Source organism: Bacteroidota bacterium (genome assembly GCA_017303905.1).
Classification (GTDB): Bacteria; Bacteroidota; Bacteroidia; order B-17B0; family Aurantibacillaceae; genus JAHEYG01.
In genome coordinates this window covers 423,138-441,183 of record JAFLBH010000001.1, presented here as the reverse complement: position 1 = coordinate 441,183, position 18,046 = coordinate 423,138, and the positions used below count along the sequence as shown (strand labels likewise).

Sequence of the window (18,046 nt, the reverse complement as noted above, 5' to 3'; positions counted from 1 at the left end):
AAGGCAGCGAAGCAATTGTTAAGAAATGTAATAAATGACCAAAATCAGACAAGTGGCACTTATTTTACCATAACTGGTAATCTAAAACCGTGTTCTCCATACGGTAAGTGGGGGTTTGTTTTCCGCCCGATAGATTGTTTACTTCCTCAGCCACAAATTTCTGTAACTCACTTAATGTAATTTTTTTATCGTGATTATTATCAGCTTTGAAATTACTCAAGCCTTCTAGTACACAATGTGTAAACAAGCCATTTTTCCATTTCTCACCTTCAAATGCCGCTTCTGTTCCGCCTGCCGATGAAATAATGGTTGCTCCGGAATTCTGCCTTAAATCAGAGAAAATGGCTTTCGACATTTCCATGGCCGTTGTTTGCGTAAAAGCTTTGCCTGCTATCCTAACATCACGACCATCTTTATTTTTCTTTTGTTCTCCACCGTCTTCATTATAAATATCTTCATCCACCTCACCACTAAAGCACGCATCAATAAACATTAATTTACGAATAGGCTTCATTTGTGTAAACAGTTTTTCAAATTCTTTGAAGGCAACCGAATTAATTTTCGGATCAGAAAAGTCAGTATAATAAGTAGGAAAGTAATAGCTGAAATCTTCGTCTAAATAACCATGTCCCGCAAAAAACACCATCACCACATCATTAATGTTGGCTTTATCGAAAAATGTTTTTAATTGCTTCACAGAATCGGTAGTAAAAGACTGATTAAAAAGTTTTTTGATTTCTATTTTACCAAACGACTTGGAATTACTCATCATGTTGGCCATATCGCTGGCATCTTTCACGGCGTAAGACAAATCAAAATCGGTATTCTTAAATTTTTCGGAAGCCACCACAACCATGTAAAGATTTGGTTTCACTTCTTTGGTATTATTATAGAGTCTTACTGTACGTGGACTTTCCAATCCATTTTCATCGCGGGCAATAAATTCAAATCGATTGATGCCGGAGGCTGTTTCTAATGAAATTGTTTTTTCATAGTGAGATGCCGAGGACTCATTGATACTTTCAGTATACACCTGCGTACCATTATTGAGTACGGTAATTTGTTTCAACTTGCCTTGCCCTTTGTTTAAACTCACTGAAAAATTAATTTTACCGGCACTCTCTTCGTTAAGATTTATGTATTGAAAATCCGGATGTGCGGTGAAATTAATTTTACTTCCGGGAGCAATCCCTAAAACTTTCATGCGCTTGGTATATGCTGTTTCATAAGCCTTAATTAAAGCACTGTCGTTGCATCCGAAGGAACGAAGTACTTGATGCGGTTGATTTAAGTAAGCGTCGAACTGTTCAAAGCTGAACATTTCACTTTTATATTTAAAGCGCATGTTTTTAATAAAATCTTTAGAGCCCATGTAGTGTAATTCCGGAGTTATTATAAAGTAATTATCATTTAATGCGTTTGCAATTTGTCCGATTACTTTTTTGTTTTTAAGATCAATGAATGTTGCCAGGGAGGTTGACATTCCGGTTACAATTACTTTATCTTGTTCTTCAATAAAAAAGCATTTTGGCATTAAAATATTGCTTTCACTTAAATCATACACCTCTTCGGCATTGCTGTTATAAATTTTAAATTGTTTACCAAGAGCATCACTCAAAGCAAAATACTTTCCGCTTTCACTCGTAGTATGAAAAGGAATAATGTCAGGAGTTTTCGCAAGCGTTTTTGTAAACAGCTCTTTTCCGCTTTCGGTTTCGTATTCGGAGTAAACCGTTTCTTTATACTCACTGTTGTAATTGGCAATGTCGTATTTGATATACCAAATCCCAATTTTTTTACCGTCTTCTTTTAAAAGAAAATCATATGGATAATATGACTCCGCGTAGTCACGAACGATTTTTTTACTAACCATGTCTATTTTCACAATAGCATTGGTGGGCACTTCGCTTTCGTAACCATTGAAGTTTTTCTTTTTATTAATTTGGGCTGAGGTATAAATGGATTTATTATCCGGACTTATAATAACCGGCGCCGTCATCGACCAGGTCTGGCTTTCAAATTCAGTAGCCTTTGTTTTGCGATTAATGATTTTGTAATTCCCTGCGCCGGGAACGAAGACCAAGTCTTTTGTAAACGAAATGATTTTGTAAAGATTGTTGGCGGCCAGTGAAAACATTCCCTCATACTTTTCTTCCGCCATTGTTTTTAAATTAATAATGTGCAAAGAGGTAAAATCTGCATAATAGAATTCTCCGTTTTTAAATCCGCTTGTGGAAGCGGTGATGTTTTTTTTGATAGTCCGTGTATATTTTTTCTTCGCAATATTGTAGATGTTGAGATTAAAATTTGGATAGGCCCTTCCTGAATTGACAACAATTTCCGAGTCGTTTAAGAAAAACAAATTATACACCGATGATGTGTCGTTGTTACTGATGTCTTTTATCTCAGCATATTTACTGAAATTGTTTAAGTCCCAGAGATAGGCGGTGCTTAATCCTTTTGTGTATAGCCAACGTTTATTCGGACTAACATCCGCAAAGTAAATAGGATTGTCCATGGCGGCACGCTCCGAAATGATTTGCATATTATCGGGTCGGTACACGCGCAATGCTTTGTAAGAGGTAAATCCGTTAGTTATAAGACGACGACCTTCAGAAGAAAACTTCAGATTGGTAAAAATGCCTTCACTTGTTTTTACTAGTGTTTTTTTCGGCATGTCAACAAACTTGATGCCTTTCATGGTAAGGCAAACCAACTGAGAGGTGCCTGGCCATAGATCCATATCGTAAATGTAATCGTCAGCCAGAGTTTTTTCATCAACATTAGTGCTCAGTGCCCTGGGCTTCCGTAAATATTGTTGTTGTGTTGTATTGTAGTAGGCCGTGTATTTTTTTGGCATCATAACTTCATAAACAATTTTATTGTTCGTTAAATTAAGCGCAAAAAAATTATCTGATGTCGTACACATCAAGAGGGAATCTCTGATTTTATATTTACTGACGCTGCCTATATCTTCAATAACAGTTGTTGTTTGGGTTAAATTACTTAATGATTGTTTTATAATGGACGTTACCGTTCCGGATGATTTTGCCAAAATAGCTTCTTCTCCTTTAATATATGGCGCCGCATGATACATATAATCGGCAACAGGAAACGCATGAGAGCTTATCGCTTTTTTATTTTCAAAATCGTAGATAAGCGTAAAGGTGCCAACACTTACATAAATTAGATTTCCTTTCCCTGTAAAGAAACAACCACTGATGTGAAGGGCACCATAGTAATCGCTGTTCGGAAGTCCTTTTATTAATTCGGCACTATTGGTTTTGAAAATTGTTTGAAGCTTTTGCTCTTTAAACGAAAAAATGATGAGTTCGTTGTTGGCGCAAACCATCAGTAAATCACCGGCAGGATTGATAGATAAGTTTTTGGCAAGATAGGGCAAATCAATTTCATCAATTACCTCGGATGTTTCCGTATTAAATATTGTAAGAGCGTTGGAGCATACCGCAAAATGCTTTTCTCCTGGTAGAAACTGAACAAAATCGAAGTAACTGTAGCCAAAATCCTTTGGAATTATAATTTTTATATCCTTTAATTGAGAAAAGGTAAATAAAGGAACTAGGAAAAGTAAAAGGAATAATTTCCGCATAATGTAAAAGTATCAAATAATTTTTATCTTTAATCTATGTTAAAACGCATCTGTTATTTACTTTTATTTATTCCTTTTTTCTTACGGGCACAGTATCCCGCTCAACCCTCTAATTATGTAACAGATGAAGCCGGCGTAATGAGCGCGGAACAGCAAAGCGAGTTGAATGCTAAGTTGAGCGCATTTGAAGACAGCACGAGCAATCAGATATTTGTATACGTCACTGCCAGTTTAAATGGCGCCGATTTACAGACTCTCTCACAAGAAATATTTCACAATTGGAAAATAGGCAAAGAGGGTAAAAACAACGGTGTGCTTATAGCGGTTTTTGTTGACGACCGAAAATTTAGAATACAAACCGGATACGGAATGGAAGGCGTATTACCGGATTTATTAACGAAGCGTATTCAAGACGAGTACATGCGTCCGTATTTTAAAGAAAAGGACTATTACTCCGGCATCAATGCAGGGATTGACCAACTTATTTACTTTAGTAAACACGAATATAAGCCTGAAGAGACGGCGGTGAATTCGGAAGAGGCGTGGCCGGCTTGGATGAGCTGGGTGTTGGGCTATGCGTTTAATTTTATTTTTCTGGTTCTTTATATTAGAAATGTTTTACGACCAAAGAAGCTTTCTAAGAAGCAAAAGAAGAAAAAACAAACAGGCAATGTGGCAAAGGTGATCTTTATTACGATTGCGATCATTTTAGCTTTATTTCCATGTGTCGGAGCTATCATTTTATTTTTTATGTTCATTGCCACCTCTAATATCAATTTTTCCAGCGGCGGTTCTTATAGCGGCAGCACATACGATTCATCCTCATCATGGAGCAGCTCCGACTCTTCTTCTTCCTGGAGTAGTTCCGATTCTTCGTCGAGTTTTGATGGCGGCGGCGGTGGCGATTCCGGCGGTGGCGGAAGCAGCAGTGACTGGTAACAGAAGGCAATATAAACTTGCTTAATCCAAATAATTACTGCATATTCAAATTGCTTTTTAGAGTATGAAAATCGGCGTTAAATTAACTCTTACTTTTTTTTCGATAGCTTTTTTGTCAATGCTTACGGTTGGCATTATAAGTTATTACCGCGCCAAAACATCTTTAGAAGAAGAATCCTTTAAGCGTCTGACTGCAGTGCGCGAGATGAAAGCCACACAAATCACCAATTATTTTAGTCAAATAAAAAACCAATTGGTTTCTCTGTCTCATAACCCAATGATTGTTGAGGCAGCTCAAAATTTTAAGTCCGCGTACAAAAACATTTCGGAGGAATTAAACATTAATGATCAACAATTAGCTCAGCATAAAAAGGAAGTATTAACTTATTTGGATACAGTTACGCTGAAACGCCTGAATAGTAATCTGGATATAAAACTAACGGCTGCACAATTATTTTCAGACAACAAGGCTTCTGTTTTATTACAGCATGGGTTTATGGTACAAAACCCATTTCCTACCGAGCAAAAACAAAATGCCGACTCCATGCCCTTTAATTGTTCTTACAATACTTTTCATAAAAAATATCATAAAGTATTAAGAGGTATTTGTGAGCGTTTTGGCTTCTACGATATTTTCCTTATCGATAATGAAAGCGGAAATGTTGTATACACTGTTTACAAGGAAAGTGATTTCGCTACTTCTTTAACCGACGGACCATTCAGCACCACAAATCTTGGAAATTGTTTCCGTGAAGTACGCCATGCTAAAGAAAAGGACGCTGTAAGTTTGGTAGACTTTGCGCCGTATTTGCCATCATATAATGCTCATGCTTCATTCATGGCTTGTCCTGTTTACGAAAACGACAAGATGGTCGGCGTAATAGCTTTTCAAATGCCAATAGAGAAAATTGATGACATTATGACGAATGGTCGTAAGTGGTCAGATATGGGTTTGGGCAGAACAGGAGAAACCTATTTAGTAGGACAGGATTTTACGTTAAGAAATCAGTCTCGGTTTTTGATTGAAGACAGCACGAATTATTTCAAAATGCTTCAACAAATTGGAACAGATAGTAAAGTCATAAATCGTATTCACGCTTTTGGCAACACGGTAGGTTTGCAAGAGGTAAAAACTGTTGGAACTGAAGAAGCCATAAAGGGAAACACAGGAAGTAAAATATTTAATGATTACAGAGGAGTTTCTGTTTTGTCAGCCTTCAAGCCATTGAACATTTTAGGTTTGAATTGGGTAATCATGAGCGAAATTGATGAAGAAGAGGCCTTCATGCATGTAAGAGCATTGCGTAATAATATCATTCAAGCATTTATTGGACTCTTGGTGTTGTTGATTGTATTATCATTCGTTGTATCGCGACAAATAACAAAGCCACTGAAAGAATTAACTTACGATGCGGAAGAACTGGCCAAAGGAAATTTTGATGTTCACTTGGAGGCGAGAGGGAATGATGAGATTGGGATTTTGGCGGATGGATTCAGAAAGATGCAAGCTTCCATTAGTGAATTAATACATGGCTTGGAAGACAAAGTAAAGGAGCGTACCGCAGAAGTAACACATCAAAAACATTTGGTGGAAGAAAAGCAAAAGGAAATTGTTGATAGCATTAATTATGCAAAACGAATTCAGTATACACTTTTGGCGAACGACAGTTTCCTGGAGAAGTATTTGAAAGATTATTTCGTGCTCTTCCAACCAAAGGATATTGTAAGCGGCGATTTTTATTGGGCGACGAAAACAGAAAACTATTTTTACCTGGCCGTGTGTGATAGTACCGGACATGGCGTGCCCGGCGCGTTTATGAGTTTGTTGAATATTTCATTTTTAAATGAGGCAATCACTGAAAAGAAAATAACAGAAACGAATGAAATTTTGAATTATGTACGTGAGCGCTTAATCAAAAACATTTCGAAAGAGGGCAGACAAGACGGTATGGATGGCGTGTTGTTGAGAATGGATTTAAAAACGCGTGAACTCACATTTTCGGGAGCGCATAACGCTCCGGTGGTAGTTAGAGGAAAGGAAATTATAGAATACAAGGCGGATAAAATGCCAATTGGAAAAGGGGTAAGAGACGATGCTTTTTCGGTTCAAAAATTGGATGTTCAAAAAGGGGATGTGATTTATTTATATACCGACGGATATGCCGATCAGTTTGGTGGTCCGAAAGGAAAGAAATTTAAATACAAGCAGCTAAACGAATTGTTGCTTTCGAACATGCAACAGCCGCTTTCTGCACAAAAGGAAATTTTACATCAAGCTTTTGAAAAATGGCGCGGTAATCTGGAGCAAGTCGATGATGTTTGTTTAATTGGTATAAGAATTTAGTGACTGAGTATCGTGGAAAGCTCAGCTTCAATTTTCTTTTTAATTTCTGATTTAGGTTTTAGTATGGCTTCCTTTTTCAGTTTGTTAGTATAATATTCGCTTAGAGCGCCACTCATCATTTCGCGAATTATTTGTTTTTCACTTTCTTTTTCAAAAGCCTCAGCAAACAACTTTTCTAAACGCTGAAACTTTTCTTTATTAATTTTCACCTGTTTGGCTTTACCTCCCGAATAAACCCCACTGGAACTTTCTTTCGCTTTTACAGGAACATATTTCACAAGCGAATCGTTAATAATAAACGTGTTGTTGTTCCCGTCGAAATATTTATATGAAGTTTGAGCGTTCATTTTTATTAAACACATAAAGCAAAAAAACACTAAAACATTTTTCATCTAAAATTTGAATAAATTAAATTAATCAGAACAAACTGTCAAGTAGCGAATCATTTACTAAATTAGGAAGTGTTACCTTTAAATTCGGTGTGCGTTGCATTTCGCGCTTAATCGCAAACAAAGCTTCTTTGTTTCGCGCCCAACTTCTTCTGGCAATACCATTGTTTACATCCCAAAACAACATTTGTTTTAACCTACGGTCGGCATCACTGCTACCATCTAACACTAAACCAAATCCGCCATTAATTACTTCTCCCCAACCAACACCTCCGCCATTATGTAAACTAATCCAGGTTGCCCCTCTGAATCCGTCGCCCACAAAATTTTGTACAGCCATGTCGGCAGTAAATTTAGAACCATCATAAATATTTGATGTTTCTCTGTAAGGAGAGTCTGTTCCGCTTACATCGTGATGGTCGCGACCCAAAACAACAGGGGCTGTAATTTTCCCTTCCGCAATCGCCTTATTCATAGCTTCTGCGATACGAACGCGCGCTTCACTGTCGGCATACAAGATGCGTGCCTGTGATCCCACTACTAAATTATTTTTCATCGCATCACGGATCCAAATGATATTATCGCTTAGCTGTTGTTTAATTTCTTCAGGCGCGTTTTTATGCATGTCTTCCAAAACCGCAAGCGCGATCTCATCTGTTTTTCTTAAATCATTTTCATTCGCACTGGTACAAACCCAACGGAATGGTCCGAAACCATAATCAAAACACATCGGACCTAAAATATCCTGCACGTATGAATTATACTTGAAATCCTTGCTGTTTGGTTTAAACACATCTCCACCGGCACGTGATACTTCCAACAAGAAGGCATTACCGTAATCGAAGAAATACATGCCTTTTGCCGTGAGTGTGTTTACAGCATTAATATGACGCACCAATGTCTTCTGAACTTCATTCTTAAATTGTTCAGGATTTTCGGCCATCATTTTATTACTTTCTTCCAATGAAAATCCTACAGGATAATAACCGCCTGCCCATGGATTATGCAAAGATGTTTGATCGGAGCCGATATCAACTTTGATGTTTTCTTTAACAATACGCTCCCATAAATCAACAACATTCCCCTGGTAAGCAATGGAAACAGCTTCTTTTGCTTCAACCGCTTTTTTAACACGGGGAATTAATTTATCCAAATCATCAAACACTTCGTCAACCCATTTCTGAGAATGACGTGTGTGTGTAGCCTTTGGATTTATTTCAGCAGTGATTGAAACCAATCCCGCAATGCGCGCTGCTTTTGGTTGAGCGCCACTCATTCCGCCAAGTCCTGCAGTAATAAACAGCTTCCCTTTACGGTCTTCTTCAGATTTTGAAATTTTTCGTGCGGCATTCATTACGGTAATTGTTGTTCCGTGTACAATACCTTGCGGACCAATATACATAAATGAACCGGCCGTCATTTGTCCGTATTGCGTAACACCAAGCGCATTAAATTTTTCCCAATCATCAGGTTTGCTGTAATTAGGAATCATCATACCATTTGTAACAACAACACGTGGCGCGTCTTTATGTGAAGGGAACAATCCCATCGGGTGACCACTATATAACACGAGGGTTTGTTCATCGGTCATAGTAGCCAGATATTGCATCGTTAACAGGTATTGTGCCCAATTCTGAAACACAGCACCGTTGCCTCCATAGGTTATTAATTCGTGCGGATGTTGTGCAACGGCATAATCCAAGTTGTTGCTTAACATGTGCATGATAGCAGCAGCTTGTTTACTTTTGTGCGGATAATCGTTGATTGGTCGCGCGTAAATTTTATAATCCGGACGAAAACGATACATATAAATTCGTCCGTAGGTTTTTAATTCTTCAGCAAATTCTTTGGCTAATAGTGCATGATGCTTTTCATCGAAATAACGCAATGCGTTGCGTACCGCTAATTTCTTTTCCTCACTCGTTAAAATGTCTTTTCGCTTGGGTGCGTGATTGATGTTTGTTTCGTATGGTTTTGCTTTCGGAAGCTTTGAAGGAATTCCGCTTAAAACCAAATTTTGAAAATCTTTTATGTCCATGACAGCTTATCTTAATGTTTTAATCTTTCGATTTGTCTTTATCAAACTTTCCTGTTTTTTTATTGTAACCATACGGACAATGTTTACATCCGCTTTTGCAACAATAACCCCGTTTAAGATGATATTTCTCAGTAAAAACTATATAACCTTCAGGACTAAGGTAATAATCTTCGGGGTCGAGTTGCTTGTTAAACATATGCAAAAATACAATTACCCGCCTTAAACCGAAAGAAATTCTTAGTTTTGTTGTAATGAAAAAAGGCACTTTTTCCATTTTATTTTTTAGTTTGCTTTTTAGCGTGTTTTATTCGAACGCACAAGACACACTTTCAAAGAAAAAGCCTTTCACCATACAGCATGACTCTACGGCATTATTTGGTGGTATTGGAATATCTCGCAAGACAACAGACGAGGCCGCCTTTTTAATTGGCGGGTATGTTTCAACTTATTATGCGTATTATTCTGATGAGACAAACATAAATGGAATGGTTCAGGCACCGGCGGTAGCTCCACGCAATAAAGAGTTCGGATTGAACATGGCCTTGATTTCCTTAAAGTATAACAGTAAAAATGTGAGAGGAAATTTTGGATTGCACTTCGGTGATATTCCCAAAGCCATATGGCCTTCAGAACTAAACATGATTCAAGAAGCGAATGTGGGTTTTCGGATTGTGAAAGGCTTGTGGTTGGATGCGGGCGCTTTTCGATCGCATATTGGTGTTGAAAGCACACAGCCGCGCGAAAACATTGCCACTAGCATGTCGTTGGTAGATAATTTCGAACCGTATTATTTTGCAGGCGCCAAATTAACGTATGTTTTAAACTCAAAACTCTCCTTACAATTGAACGCGTTTAACAGCTTCAACACTTTAGTAGATTATAATAAGGATAAGTTATTTGGTTTTTCAGCGGTGTACGATCCCAACGATAAAATTTCAATCACTTATAATTTTGTAACAGGGGATGAAACGCCTGATACGGTGAGTTTAAAGCAAAGGCGATATTACAATGATTTATATGCTACCATGAAGTTTAATAAGTTAAGCGTAGCTCTTGAGGCCAATTATGGCTGGCAAGAAAATTCTGATTTAAAGGACACGACAAAGAACGCTGTGTTTTATAGTGGATTAGCGGTGTTGAAGTATCAGTACATTAAAAAGTCATCATTGTATTTGCGTGGAGAATATTTGTCGGATCCAAACAGAGCGCTGACCGGGGCAATTTCATTTGGCGACAATGTAATGGGAACCACTTTGGGAGTAGAGTATAAACCGTTTTCTAATGTAGCATTAAGTGCAGAAGGAAGAATTTTGCAATCGGAAAATGCTATCTTTAAAGAAAAAAAATACAAGACTAACCAGCGCTACGAGTTTATATTGTGTCTGGATGTTTCTTTTTAAATGAGTACAAGCAAAACATATTCACCAATCGGCATTTTTGATTCGGGTTATGGCGGATTAACCGTCATGAAGGAAATCGTGAAGGAATTGCCGCAATACGATTATTTATACTTGGGTGACAATGCCCGCGCGCCATACGGAACGCGTAGTTTTGAAACGGTGTATCAATATACTTTGGAGTGCGTTAATCATTTATTTGCCAAGGGTTGTCATTTGGTGATTTTGGCTTGTAATACAGCTTCGGCAAAGGCGCTTCGTAACATTCAGCAAAAGGATTTACCGAATATTGATCCAAGCCGCAGGGTGCTGGGCGTTATACGACCAACCACCGAAGTCGTTGGAAATTTTTCCAAAACCAAGCATGTAGGAGTTTTAGGAACTACAGGCACAGTCACTTCTAATTCTTATCCCATAGAGATAGAAAAGTTTTTCCCAGAGGTTAAAGTGTTTCAGGAAGCTTGTCCGATGTGGGTACCGCTCATTGAGAACAACGAGTTTAATAATGAAGGCTCTAATTATTTTGTAGAGCAACACATTAAGAATCTTTTGCGTCAATCCGACAAAATCGATACTGTTATTTTAGGATGCACACATTATCCATTACTGTTGAATAAAATCAAACAATATCTCCCTCAGCACATCACCATACTTTCACAGGGCGAAATTGTTTCTAAAGGATTGTCAGATTATTTAAAACGTCACCCGGAAATGGATGCCAAATGCAGCAAGGGCGGGAGCTTAAAGTTTTTTACTACCGAAATGCCGCATAATTTCGACGAGCAGGCTTCACGCTTTTTTGGTAAGGAAATAAAATCAGAACATTTGCAGTTGTAAATTATTTGAACCAGCTGCTATACATTAAATAGTTGTTGGCGATTCTGTCTATTTCACCGCTTATTAATTCTTCGGAGATATCTTTTACTTTTTTGGCAGGAACTCCCGCAAAGATGCAACCACTCGGAACTTTCGTTCCTTCAGTCACAACTGCACCGGCCGCAATAATGGTGTTACTTCCAATCTCGCAATTATCCATAACTATGGCGCCCATTCCTATTAATACATTATCGTGAACCGTACAACCGTGTACAATGGCATTGTGTCCAATCGAAACATTATTACCCAAGTGAACTTTTGTTTTTTGATAGGTGCAATGTAAAACCGCACCATCCTGAATGTTTACCTTATTACCAATTCTAATACTGTTCACGTCACCACGCACAACGGCATTAAACCAAACACTGCAATCGTCGCCCATGATAACATCACCAACAATAGTTGCATTTGGCGCTACAAAACAATTAAGTCCAAGTTTCGGACTAACACCATTCACCGGAAGAATTACTGACATAAAAATAGTTTTATGCAAATTAACGTTTTTTTATAATTATCACCCAACCATTTATATTTGTTGGCCGTATAGTTGAATAAGAAAGGTTCAAAACAGCTATGAAAACACGTTTACTTCTAAAACCATATACGTATGAAAACGACAAGAAGTATCGTGTTATGTACAATGATAATTGTGCAAACCGTTAAGGCTCAAAACAACAATCATAAAATTTATTTAGAGGGAACAATAAGCGGGGGCGTGCAGCAATCCGATGCCGTTGCCGGTGTTGGTGGAGCCATAGGAGTGTTCTTAAACAAAAACAGCAGCATCGATATACGCGTTCGTGAGGTATATAATTTCCGTAACATGGAAATAAGCGGACCCATTAATATTCATTATCGTTATAATTTTGATTTCGGTTTGTTTGTGGGAGGAGGTTTTGCGCATCATCATGAAGTCGCCCATCATACTTATATGCACCATCCAGTTGAATCAGTGATGGGAATGGAAAGAAATATTTTTCACAGAAGCGGATTAGGTTTTGAAGTGGGATATAACTTTAAACCCTTTGCTAAAAAGGGATTCTTCAGCGTGTTTTATCCCAGTGCAAACGTAGTGATTAATAAAATGTTTATGGATAGCCGAAGCAATCCTTTGGTAACCGCTAACGTTGGTATAAGAGTGGGATTAAAAAAATTCAACTGATTTTATATCCTACCTAATAAGTAGTATATTTGGGTAATCAGAATATATGTTACCTAAGAAATCAAAATACGCTATCAAAGCCTTGTTGGCTTTAGCGAAGAATTATAACGGATTAAAGCCGCTTGCTATTTCAGAAATTGCGGAGACTGAAAAAATTCCCCGCAAATTTCTGGAAGCAATTTTATTGGAGTTACGCCATCAGGGAATAGTAAAAAGTAAAATGGGCCCTACGGGGGGATACTATCTTACAAAACACCCGGAGGAAGTTATGCTGAGTACAATCATTCGCTCAACGGGCGGACCAATTGCGTTATTACCTTGTGTGAGTTTAAATTTTTATGAAAGATGCGAAGAATGTAAGGATGAGGAGACTTGCGGCTTACGCGATGTGGTGCTGGAAGTACGTGAGGCCAGCATAAAAATCCTTTCCAAAACGAGTCTGTCAGATATTTTAAAGCGTGAAAAGAAGCTCATGAAAAAGTATGGATTGCAGTAAAAACGGGCTTTCCAGACCATTATATCCTATTTATCCGATAGGAGAATAGAAAATAATGCCATTTTTTCTTGCAGGCTTAAAAAAATTGATTTTACTTTGTGCCGTTAATATGAAAAACAATCGCTTACATATACTATCAATCTCTTCCAACATGATGTGTTGCAAGATGTGGATGTCGTTTAAGCGGAAGTAATACGTATTTAGTGTTTATTTGGTAATTAAAACCCTTCCGCCTAAAACGAGAAGGGTTTTTTATTTTAAACAATTAAGAATAACAAAATGCAAAGTTTCAGAACAGAATTAGAATTAGTAAATCACAGCGGCAAAGCTCTGGTTGAAAAAGATATAATCGAACTCGATAAGAAAATCCGTGAGTTCAGGGAGGGAAAAATTCATGAAGAAAAATTCAGAAGCCTCCGTCTAGCGCGTGGCGTATACGGACAGCGTCAGCAAGGTGTGCAAATGATCCGCATTAAATTGCCGTTTGGTAAAATATCAACCAAACAGCTTCGCCGCATCGCCGCCATCAGCGACGAATATTCTAATGGCAACTTACATTTAACGACGCGACAGGATATTCAAATCCACCACGTAAGTTTAGATAAAACACCGGAGCTGTGGGCAAAGCTTGAACAAGATGAAATCACTTTACGTGAAGCTTGCGGCAATACCGTAAGAAACGTAACGGCTTCCGCCGAAGCCGGTATTGATCCGAATGAATTGTTTGATGTTTCTCCTTATGCGCACGCCGTGTTCAGTTATTTTCTGCGTAAGCCATTCGGACAGGAACTTGGCCGAAAAATTAAAATTGCATTTTCCAATAATGAAAAGGATACAGCGGTAACTTATATTCATGACCTCGGATTCATTCCAAAGTTAAATGCAAAAAAGCAAAGAGGTTTTAAGGTTTTGGTTGGTGGCGGATTGGGCGCACAACCTTTTGTGGCGCAAACCGCGCATGATTTTTTACATGAGGATTATTTAATTCCTTTTGTTGAAGCCGTAGTGCGTGTGTTTGATCGTCACGGAGAAAGAGTAAGCCGTCACAAGGCCAGACTAAAATATTTAATTAATAAAATCGGAATAGAGGCTTTCTTGAATTTAGTGAAGGAAGAGGAAAACGCAGTTCTGAATAAAGTGTATGCAATTGATAAAACACAATCAGAAACCATCCTTCAGTTTAAAAACAAATTACCGAGTGTAAGTCCTGCTATTGATGAATTTAAATATAACCAATGGTTACGCACTAATACGTTCGCACAAAAGCAAAACGGCTATTACGGTGTTTACATAAAAGTTCTACTTGGAAATATTTCTTCTGCTAATGCACGTGAGCTCGCGGGTATTATTGATACCTATGCATTAAGTGAAGATTTTCGTATTACGATTAATCAAGGCTTTTTGCTGAAGTTCGTATCCAAAGAGGAATTACCTTTTTTGTATGCAGAACTTAAAAAATTAAATCTCGCTACGCCGGGTTTTGATTCTGTTGGCGACATAACAGCTTGTCCTGGAACAGACACGTGTAATCTCGCCATCTCCAACAGCACGAATATTTCAGTGGAGTTGGAAAAGGTCATTTATGAAGAATACCCCGAACTCATTTATAATCATGACATCAAAATAAAAATCAGCGGCTGTATGAATTCATGCGGACAACACGGGTTGGCGCAAATTGGATTTCATGGATCTTCTTTTAAAGTAGGCACCAATGTGATTCCTGCAGTTCAGGTTTTATTAGGTGGAGGAACTTTAGGCAATGGAAATGGAAGAATCGCTGAAAAAATAATTAAAGTCGCGTCAAAGCGCGCGCCTGATGTATTGCGTACTTTGTTTAATGATTTTGAAGAAGGCGCTTTTGAAGGAGAATATTTTAATTCTTATTTCGACAGAAAAGGGAAGGATTATTTTTATCAGTTACTGAAACCATTGGCGGATAATTCCAACTTAAAAGAGGAAGAGTATTACGACTGGGGATCAGAGCAAAAATTCCAAACAGCCATCGGTGTTGGAGAATGCGCTGGCGTAATTATTGATTTGGTGCAGACCTTATTTTTGGAAGCTGAAGAAAAACTTAGCTATAGCTTGAATAATCTGAAGGCCGGAAACTATGGTGATAGTATTTATGATTCTTATTCGGTTTTCATACAAGCTGCTAAAGCCATTCTCTTAGACGCCGGTTTGCATGTGAATACTCACCATACCTTAATTAATGATTTCGACACCCATTTTGTTGCAACGGGAAAGTTTGAATTAGGAAAAAGTTTTAAGGATATCGTGTTGCAAATAAATAAAACGGAGCCTTCTCAAAATTTTGCTTCAAGTTATTTTTCAGAAGCCTTGAAATTTTTTAATGACGTAAAGAATTATCGTGAATCAAATAAAGAAATTGTTGAACATGCATAAGAAACATAAAATATACATCAAGTACGAGTATTGTTGCTGCTGTATGATAATGCAAAGCTCATTGTAATATTTCCTCCATTATAATGAGCTGTTTAAAGGAGGAAAAAACCACTTAAATAAATAACTCATTATAAAAATTGAAATCATGAAAAAGGAAATATATCCAAAATTAACTGTAGTAGGTGCGGGTCCGGGCGATCCTGAATTATTAACCGTAAAAGCGATCAACGCTTTAAGTGAAGCAGATGTTGTGCTTTATGACGCTTTGGTCAACAAAGAAATATTAAAGTACGCGCCAATTGACGCGTTGAAAATTTATGTTGGGAAGAGAAGTAGCAAACACACGTATACACAAGAGCAAATTAATAACTTAATTGTTGATTTTGCTTTTACACACGGACGTGTAGTAAGATTAAAAGGCGGCGACCCATTTGTGTTCGGAAGAGGTAGTGAAGAAATCCAACACGCGGAAGCTTTTAATATTGAAACAGCCATTGTTCCCGGCATTTCCAGTTCTATTGGTGTTCCGGGAGCCAGCGGAATTCCGGTTACGCACAGAGGGCTGAGCGAAAGTTTTTGGGTGATTACAGCCACTACGCAAAGTGGAGAATTATCGAATGACATTTATGACGCTGCGAAATCAAACGCAACAGTTGTGGTGTTAATGGGATTGAATAAGCTTCCTGAAATTGCTGAGGTGTTTAAGTCTGCAGGTAAAATAACAACACCGGTGGCTGTTATTCAAAACGGCACCTTGCCAACAGAGAATGTTGCGATTGGAACCATTGACACAATTGCGGAGGAGGTAAAAGACTTAGGCATTAAGTCCCCGGCAATAATTGTAATCGGAGAAGTGGTTAAGCTGCACAAGTATTATGACCTATTGGTGAACGAACAAAACTATGTGTTGAACTAGTTTATGAGTGTAGAAGTAAATAACAAATTATTCCCTGTATTTCTAAAGCTTGAAAACTTTAGGGCGCTTATTATTGGCGGAGGAAAAGTGGCGCATGAAAAAGTAACCGCGGTCATCAATAATAGTCCTGCTACAAAAATAAAATTAGTGGGAACACACGTGAGTGATGAAATTAAAAAATTGGCGCACACGAATTCTAACCTCGAAATACATCAGCGTTCATTTGTAGAATCTGATTTGGAAAACACCGACCTCTTGATTTCAGCCATTAACAATAAAGAAACCAGTTTGCAAATAAAACAACTGGCACAAGCAAAAGGAATTCTTGCGAACGTGGCCGACACACCGGAGCAATGTGATTTTTACTTAGGCTCCATTGTACAGAAAGGAAATGTAAAAATTGCCATTTCCACCAATGGTAAATCACCAACCTTGGCGAAGCGTTTGCGCGAAACATTTGATGAATCACTTCCAAACGAGATTAATGATGCCGTTGAAAACTTAGTCGAAATCAGAAAATATTTGGAGGGTGATTTTTCTGAAAAAGTAAAGCAGTTGAATGAAATAACATCCGTTTTAACCAAGGAGAGCATTCATGTAAAACCAAAAATCAGCAAGCAAAGAATCTGGATTTATAGTTTAACGGCTCCTGTATTAATTTTGGTTGGATATTTGCTTTATCATTTTTTACCGCCGCAATTAATAAACGACTACGCAGTTACCTTAGTTAGTAACATTCATTCCGATATTTTGATTTTTATCCTGGCAGGATTTACAGCGCAGATGATTGATGGTGCATTAGGCATGGCATACGGCGTAACTGCCACATCTTTTCTTTTATCCGCAGGAGTTCCTCCCGCTGCCTCAAGTGCAAGCGTGCACGCATCTGAAGTTTTCACGAGCGGTGTTTCCGGACTCATGCACTTAAAGTTTGGTAATGTGAACACAAAATTGTTTCGCAATTTATTATTACCCGGTGTGCTTGGCGCTATTTTAGGCGCGTACATTTTAACCTCTTTTGAAGAATACAATTACATCATCAAGCCTCTTGTTTCTATTTACACATTGATTTTGGGTTTGCTGATTATTTTTAAAGCATTGAAAAAGGACAAAGTGCGCGAAAAGATTAAACGTATCTTTCCTTTAGCAGCGGTGGGTGGATTTTTGGATTCAATTGGCGGCGGCGGTTGGGGGCCCATCGTTTCATCCACATTAATCGCCGGCGGAAGAAACGCAAAGTATGCCATAGGTTCTGCGAACCTTACGGAGTTTTTTGTTTCACTCGCGAGCTCGATTACATTTTTCACACTCATTGGATTAACCCATTGGTATATAATTGTCGGATTAATTATTGGTGGAGTAATAGCAGCGCCAATTGCCGCTTATCTCGCCAATAAAATTCCTACCAAAGCCATCATGATATTGGTTGGGGTAGTGGTGATAATAGTTAGTTTAAAACGTTTATTTTTTTAA

14 protein-coding genes are annotated in these 18,046 nt (G+C 38.0%); 9 read left to right on the top strand and 5 right to left on the bottom strand.

Annotation, left to right across the window (positions count from 1 at the left end; translation table 11 throughout):
- Window positions 1-64 precede the first annotated feature (64 nt).
- Window positions 65-3,610, bottom strand: coding sequence for a caspase family protein (locus tag J0L69_01820; GenBank protein MBN8691899.1), 3,546 nt, complete (start codon window positions 3,608-3,610; stop codon window positions 65-67).
- Window positions 3,611-3,646: 36 nt separating this feature from the next.
- On the opposite strand from J0L69_01820, the gene J0L69_01815 reads away from it, so the two are divergent.
- Window positions 3,647-4,549, top strand: coding sequence for a TPM domain-containing protein (locus J0L69_01815; GenBank protein MBN8691898.1), 903 nt, complete (start codon window positions 3,647-3,649; stop codon window positions 4,547-4,549).
- Between the two features lie 64 nt (window positions 4,550-4,613).
- Window positions 4,614-6,893, top strand: coding sequence for a SpoIIE family protein phosphatase (locus J0L69_01810; GenBank protein MBN8691897.1), 2,280 nt, complete (start codon window positions 4,614-4,616; stop codon window positions 6,891-6,893).
- Here J0L69_01810 and J0L69_01805 read toward each other — a convergent pair.
- The 3 genes from J0L69_01805 to J0L69_01795 are packed head-to-tail and all read right to left on the bottom strand — an operon-like array spanning window position 6,890 to window position 9,516.
- Window positions 6,890-7,255 (bottom strand): hypothetical protein, encoded by a 366-nt coding sequence (locus J0L69_01805; GenBank protein MBN8691896.1) that lies wholly within the window; start codon window positions 7,253-7,255, stop codon window positions 6,890-6,892. The genes J0L69_01810 and J0L69_01805 overlap by 4 nt on opposite strands.
- A gap of 55 nt (window positions 7,256-7,310) precedes the next feature.
- Window positions 7,311-9,320 (bottom strand): urocanate hydratase, encoded by a 2,010-nt coding sequence (locus J0L69_01800; GenBank protein MBN8691895.1) that lies wholly within the window; start codon window positions 9,318-9,320, stop codon window positions 7,311-7,313.
- Between the two features lie 19 nt (window positions 9,321-9,339).
- Window positions 9,340-9,516, bottom strand: coding sequence for a hypothetical protein (locus J0L69_01795; GenBank protein MBN8691894.1), 177 nt, complete (start codon window positions 9,514-9,516; stop codon window positions 9,340-9,342).
- Between the two features lie 55 nt (window positions 9,517-9,571).
- On the opposite strand from J0L69_01795, the gene J0L69_01790 reads away from it, so the two are divergent.
- Together J0L69_01790 and murI are read left to right on the top strand one after the other, a co-directional pair.
- Window positions 9,572-10,720, top strand: a complete 1,149-nt coding sequence (locus tag J0L69_01790; protein MBN8691893.1) for a porin — start codon at window positions 9,572-9,574, stop codon at window positions 10,718-10,720.
- The gene (murI, locus tag J0L69_01785) at window positions 10,721-11,554 is read left to right on the top strand and encodes a glutamate racemase (protein ID MBN8691892.1); all 834 of its coding nucleotides are present in this window, start codon (window positions 10,721-10,723) and stop codon (window positions 11,552-11,554) included.
- A gap of 1 nt (window position 11,555) precedes the next feature.
- Here the strand turns inward: murI and J0L69_01780 are convergent, their stop codons facing one another.
- Window positions 11,556-12,068: a gamma carbonic anhydrase family protein gene (locus tag J0L69_01780; protein ID MBN8691891.1), complete on the bottom strand. Its 513-nt coding sequence runs from the start codon at window positions 12,066-12,068 to the stop codon at window positions 11,556-11,558.
- Window positions 12,069-12,200: 132 nt separating this feature from the next.
- On the opposite strand from J0L69_01780, the gene J0L69_01775 reads away from it, so the two are divergent.
- From J0L69_01775 to J0L69_01755, 5 genes are all read left to right on the top strand, one after another.
- The gene (locus J0L69_01775) at window positions 12,201-12,755 is read left to right on the top strand and encodes a hypothetical protein (protein ID MBN8691890.1); all 555 of its coding nucleotides are present in this window, start codon (window positions 12,201-12,203) and stop codon (window positions 12,753-12,755) included.
- A 46-nt stretch (window positions 12,756-12,801) separates the two neighbouring features.
- Window positions 12,802-13,251 carry an Rrf2 family transcriptional regulator gene (locus J0L69_01770; protein ID MBN8691889.1) on the top strand — a complete coding sequence of 150 codons (450 nt, stop codon included), beginning with the start codon at window positions 12,802-12,804 and terminating at the stop codon, window positions 13,249-13,251.
- 279 nt (window positions 13,252-13,530) lie between these two features.
- Window positions 13,531-15,657 carry a HEPN domain-containing protein gene (locus J0L69_01765; GenBank protein ID MBN8691888.1) on the top strand — a complete coding sequence of 709 codons (2,127 nt, stop codon included), beginning with the start codon at window positions 13,531-13,533 and terminating at the stop codon, window positions 15,655-15,657.
- A 145-nt stretch (window positions 15,658-15,802) separates the two neighbouring features.
- Window positions 15,803-16,573, top strand: a complete 771-nt coding sequence (gene cobA, locus J0L69_01760) for a uroporphyrinogen-III C-methyltransferase (GenBank protein ID MBN8691887.1) — start codon at window positions 15,803-15,805, stop codon at window positions 16,571-16,573.
- 3 nt (window positions 16,574-16,576) lie between these two features.
- Complete coding sequence (locus J0L69_01755; GenBank protein ID MBN8691886.1) at window positions 16,577-18,046, top strand: TSUP family transporter; 1,470 nt, start codon at window positions 16,577-16,579, stop codon at window positions 18,044-18,046.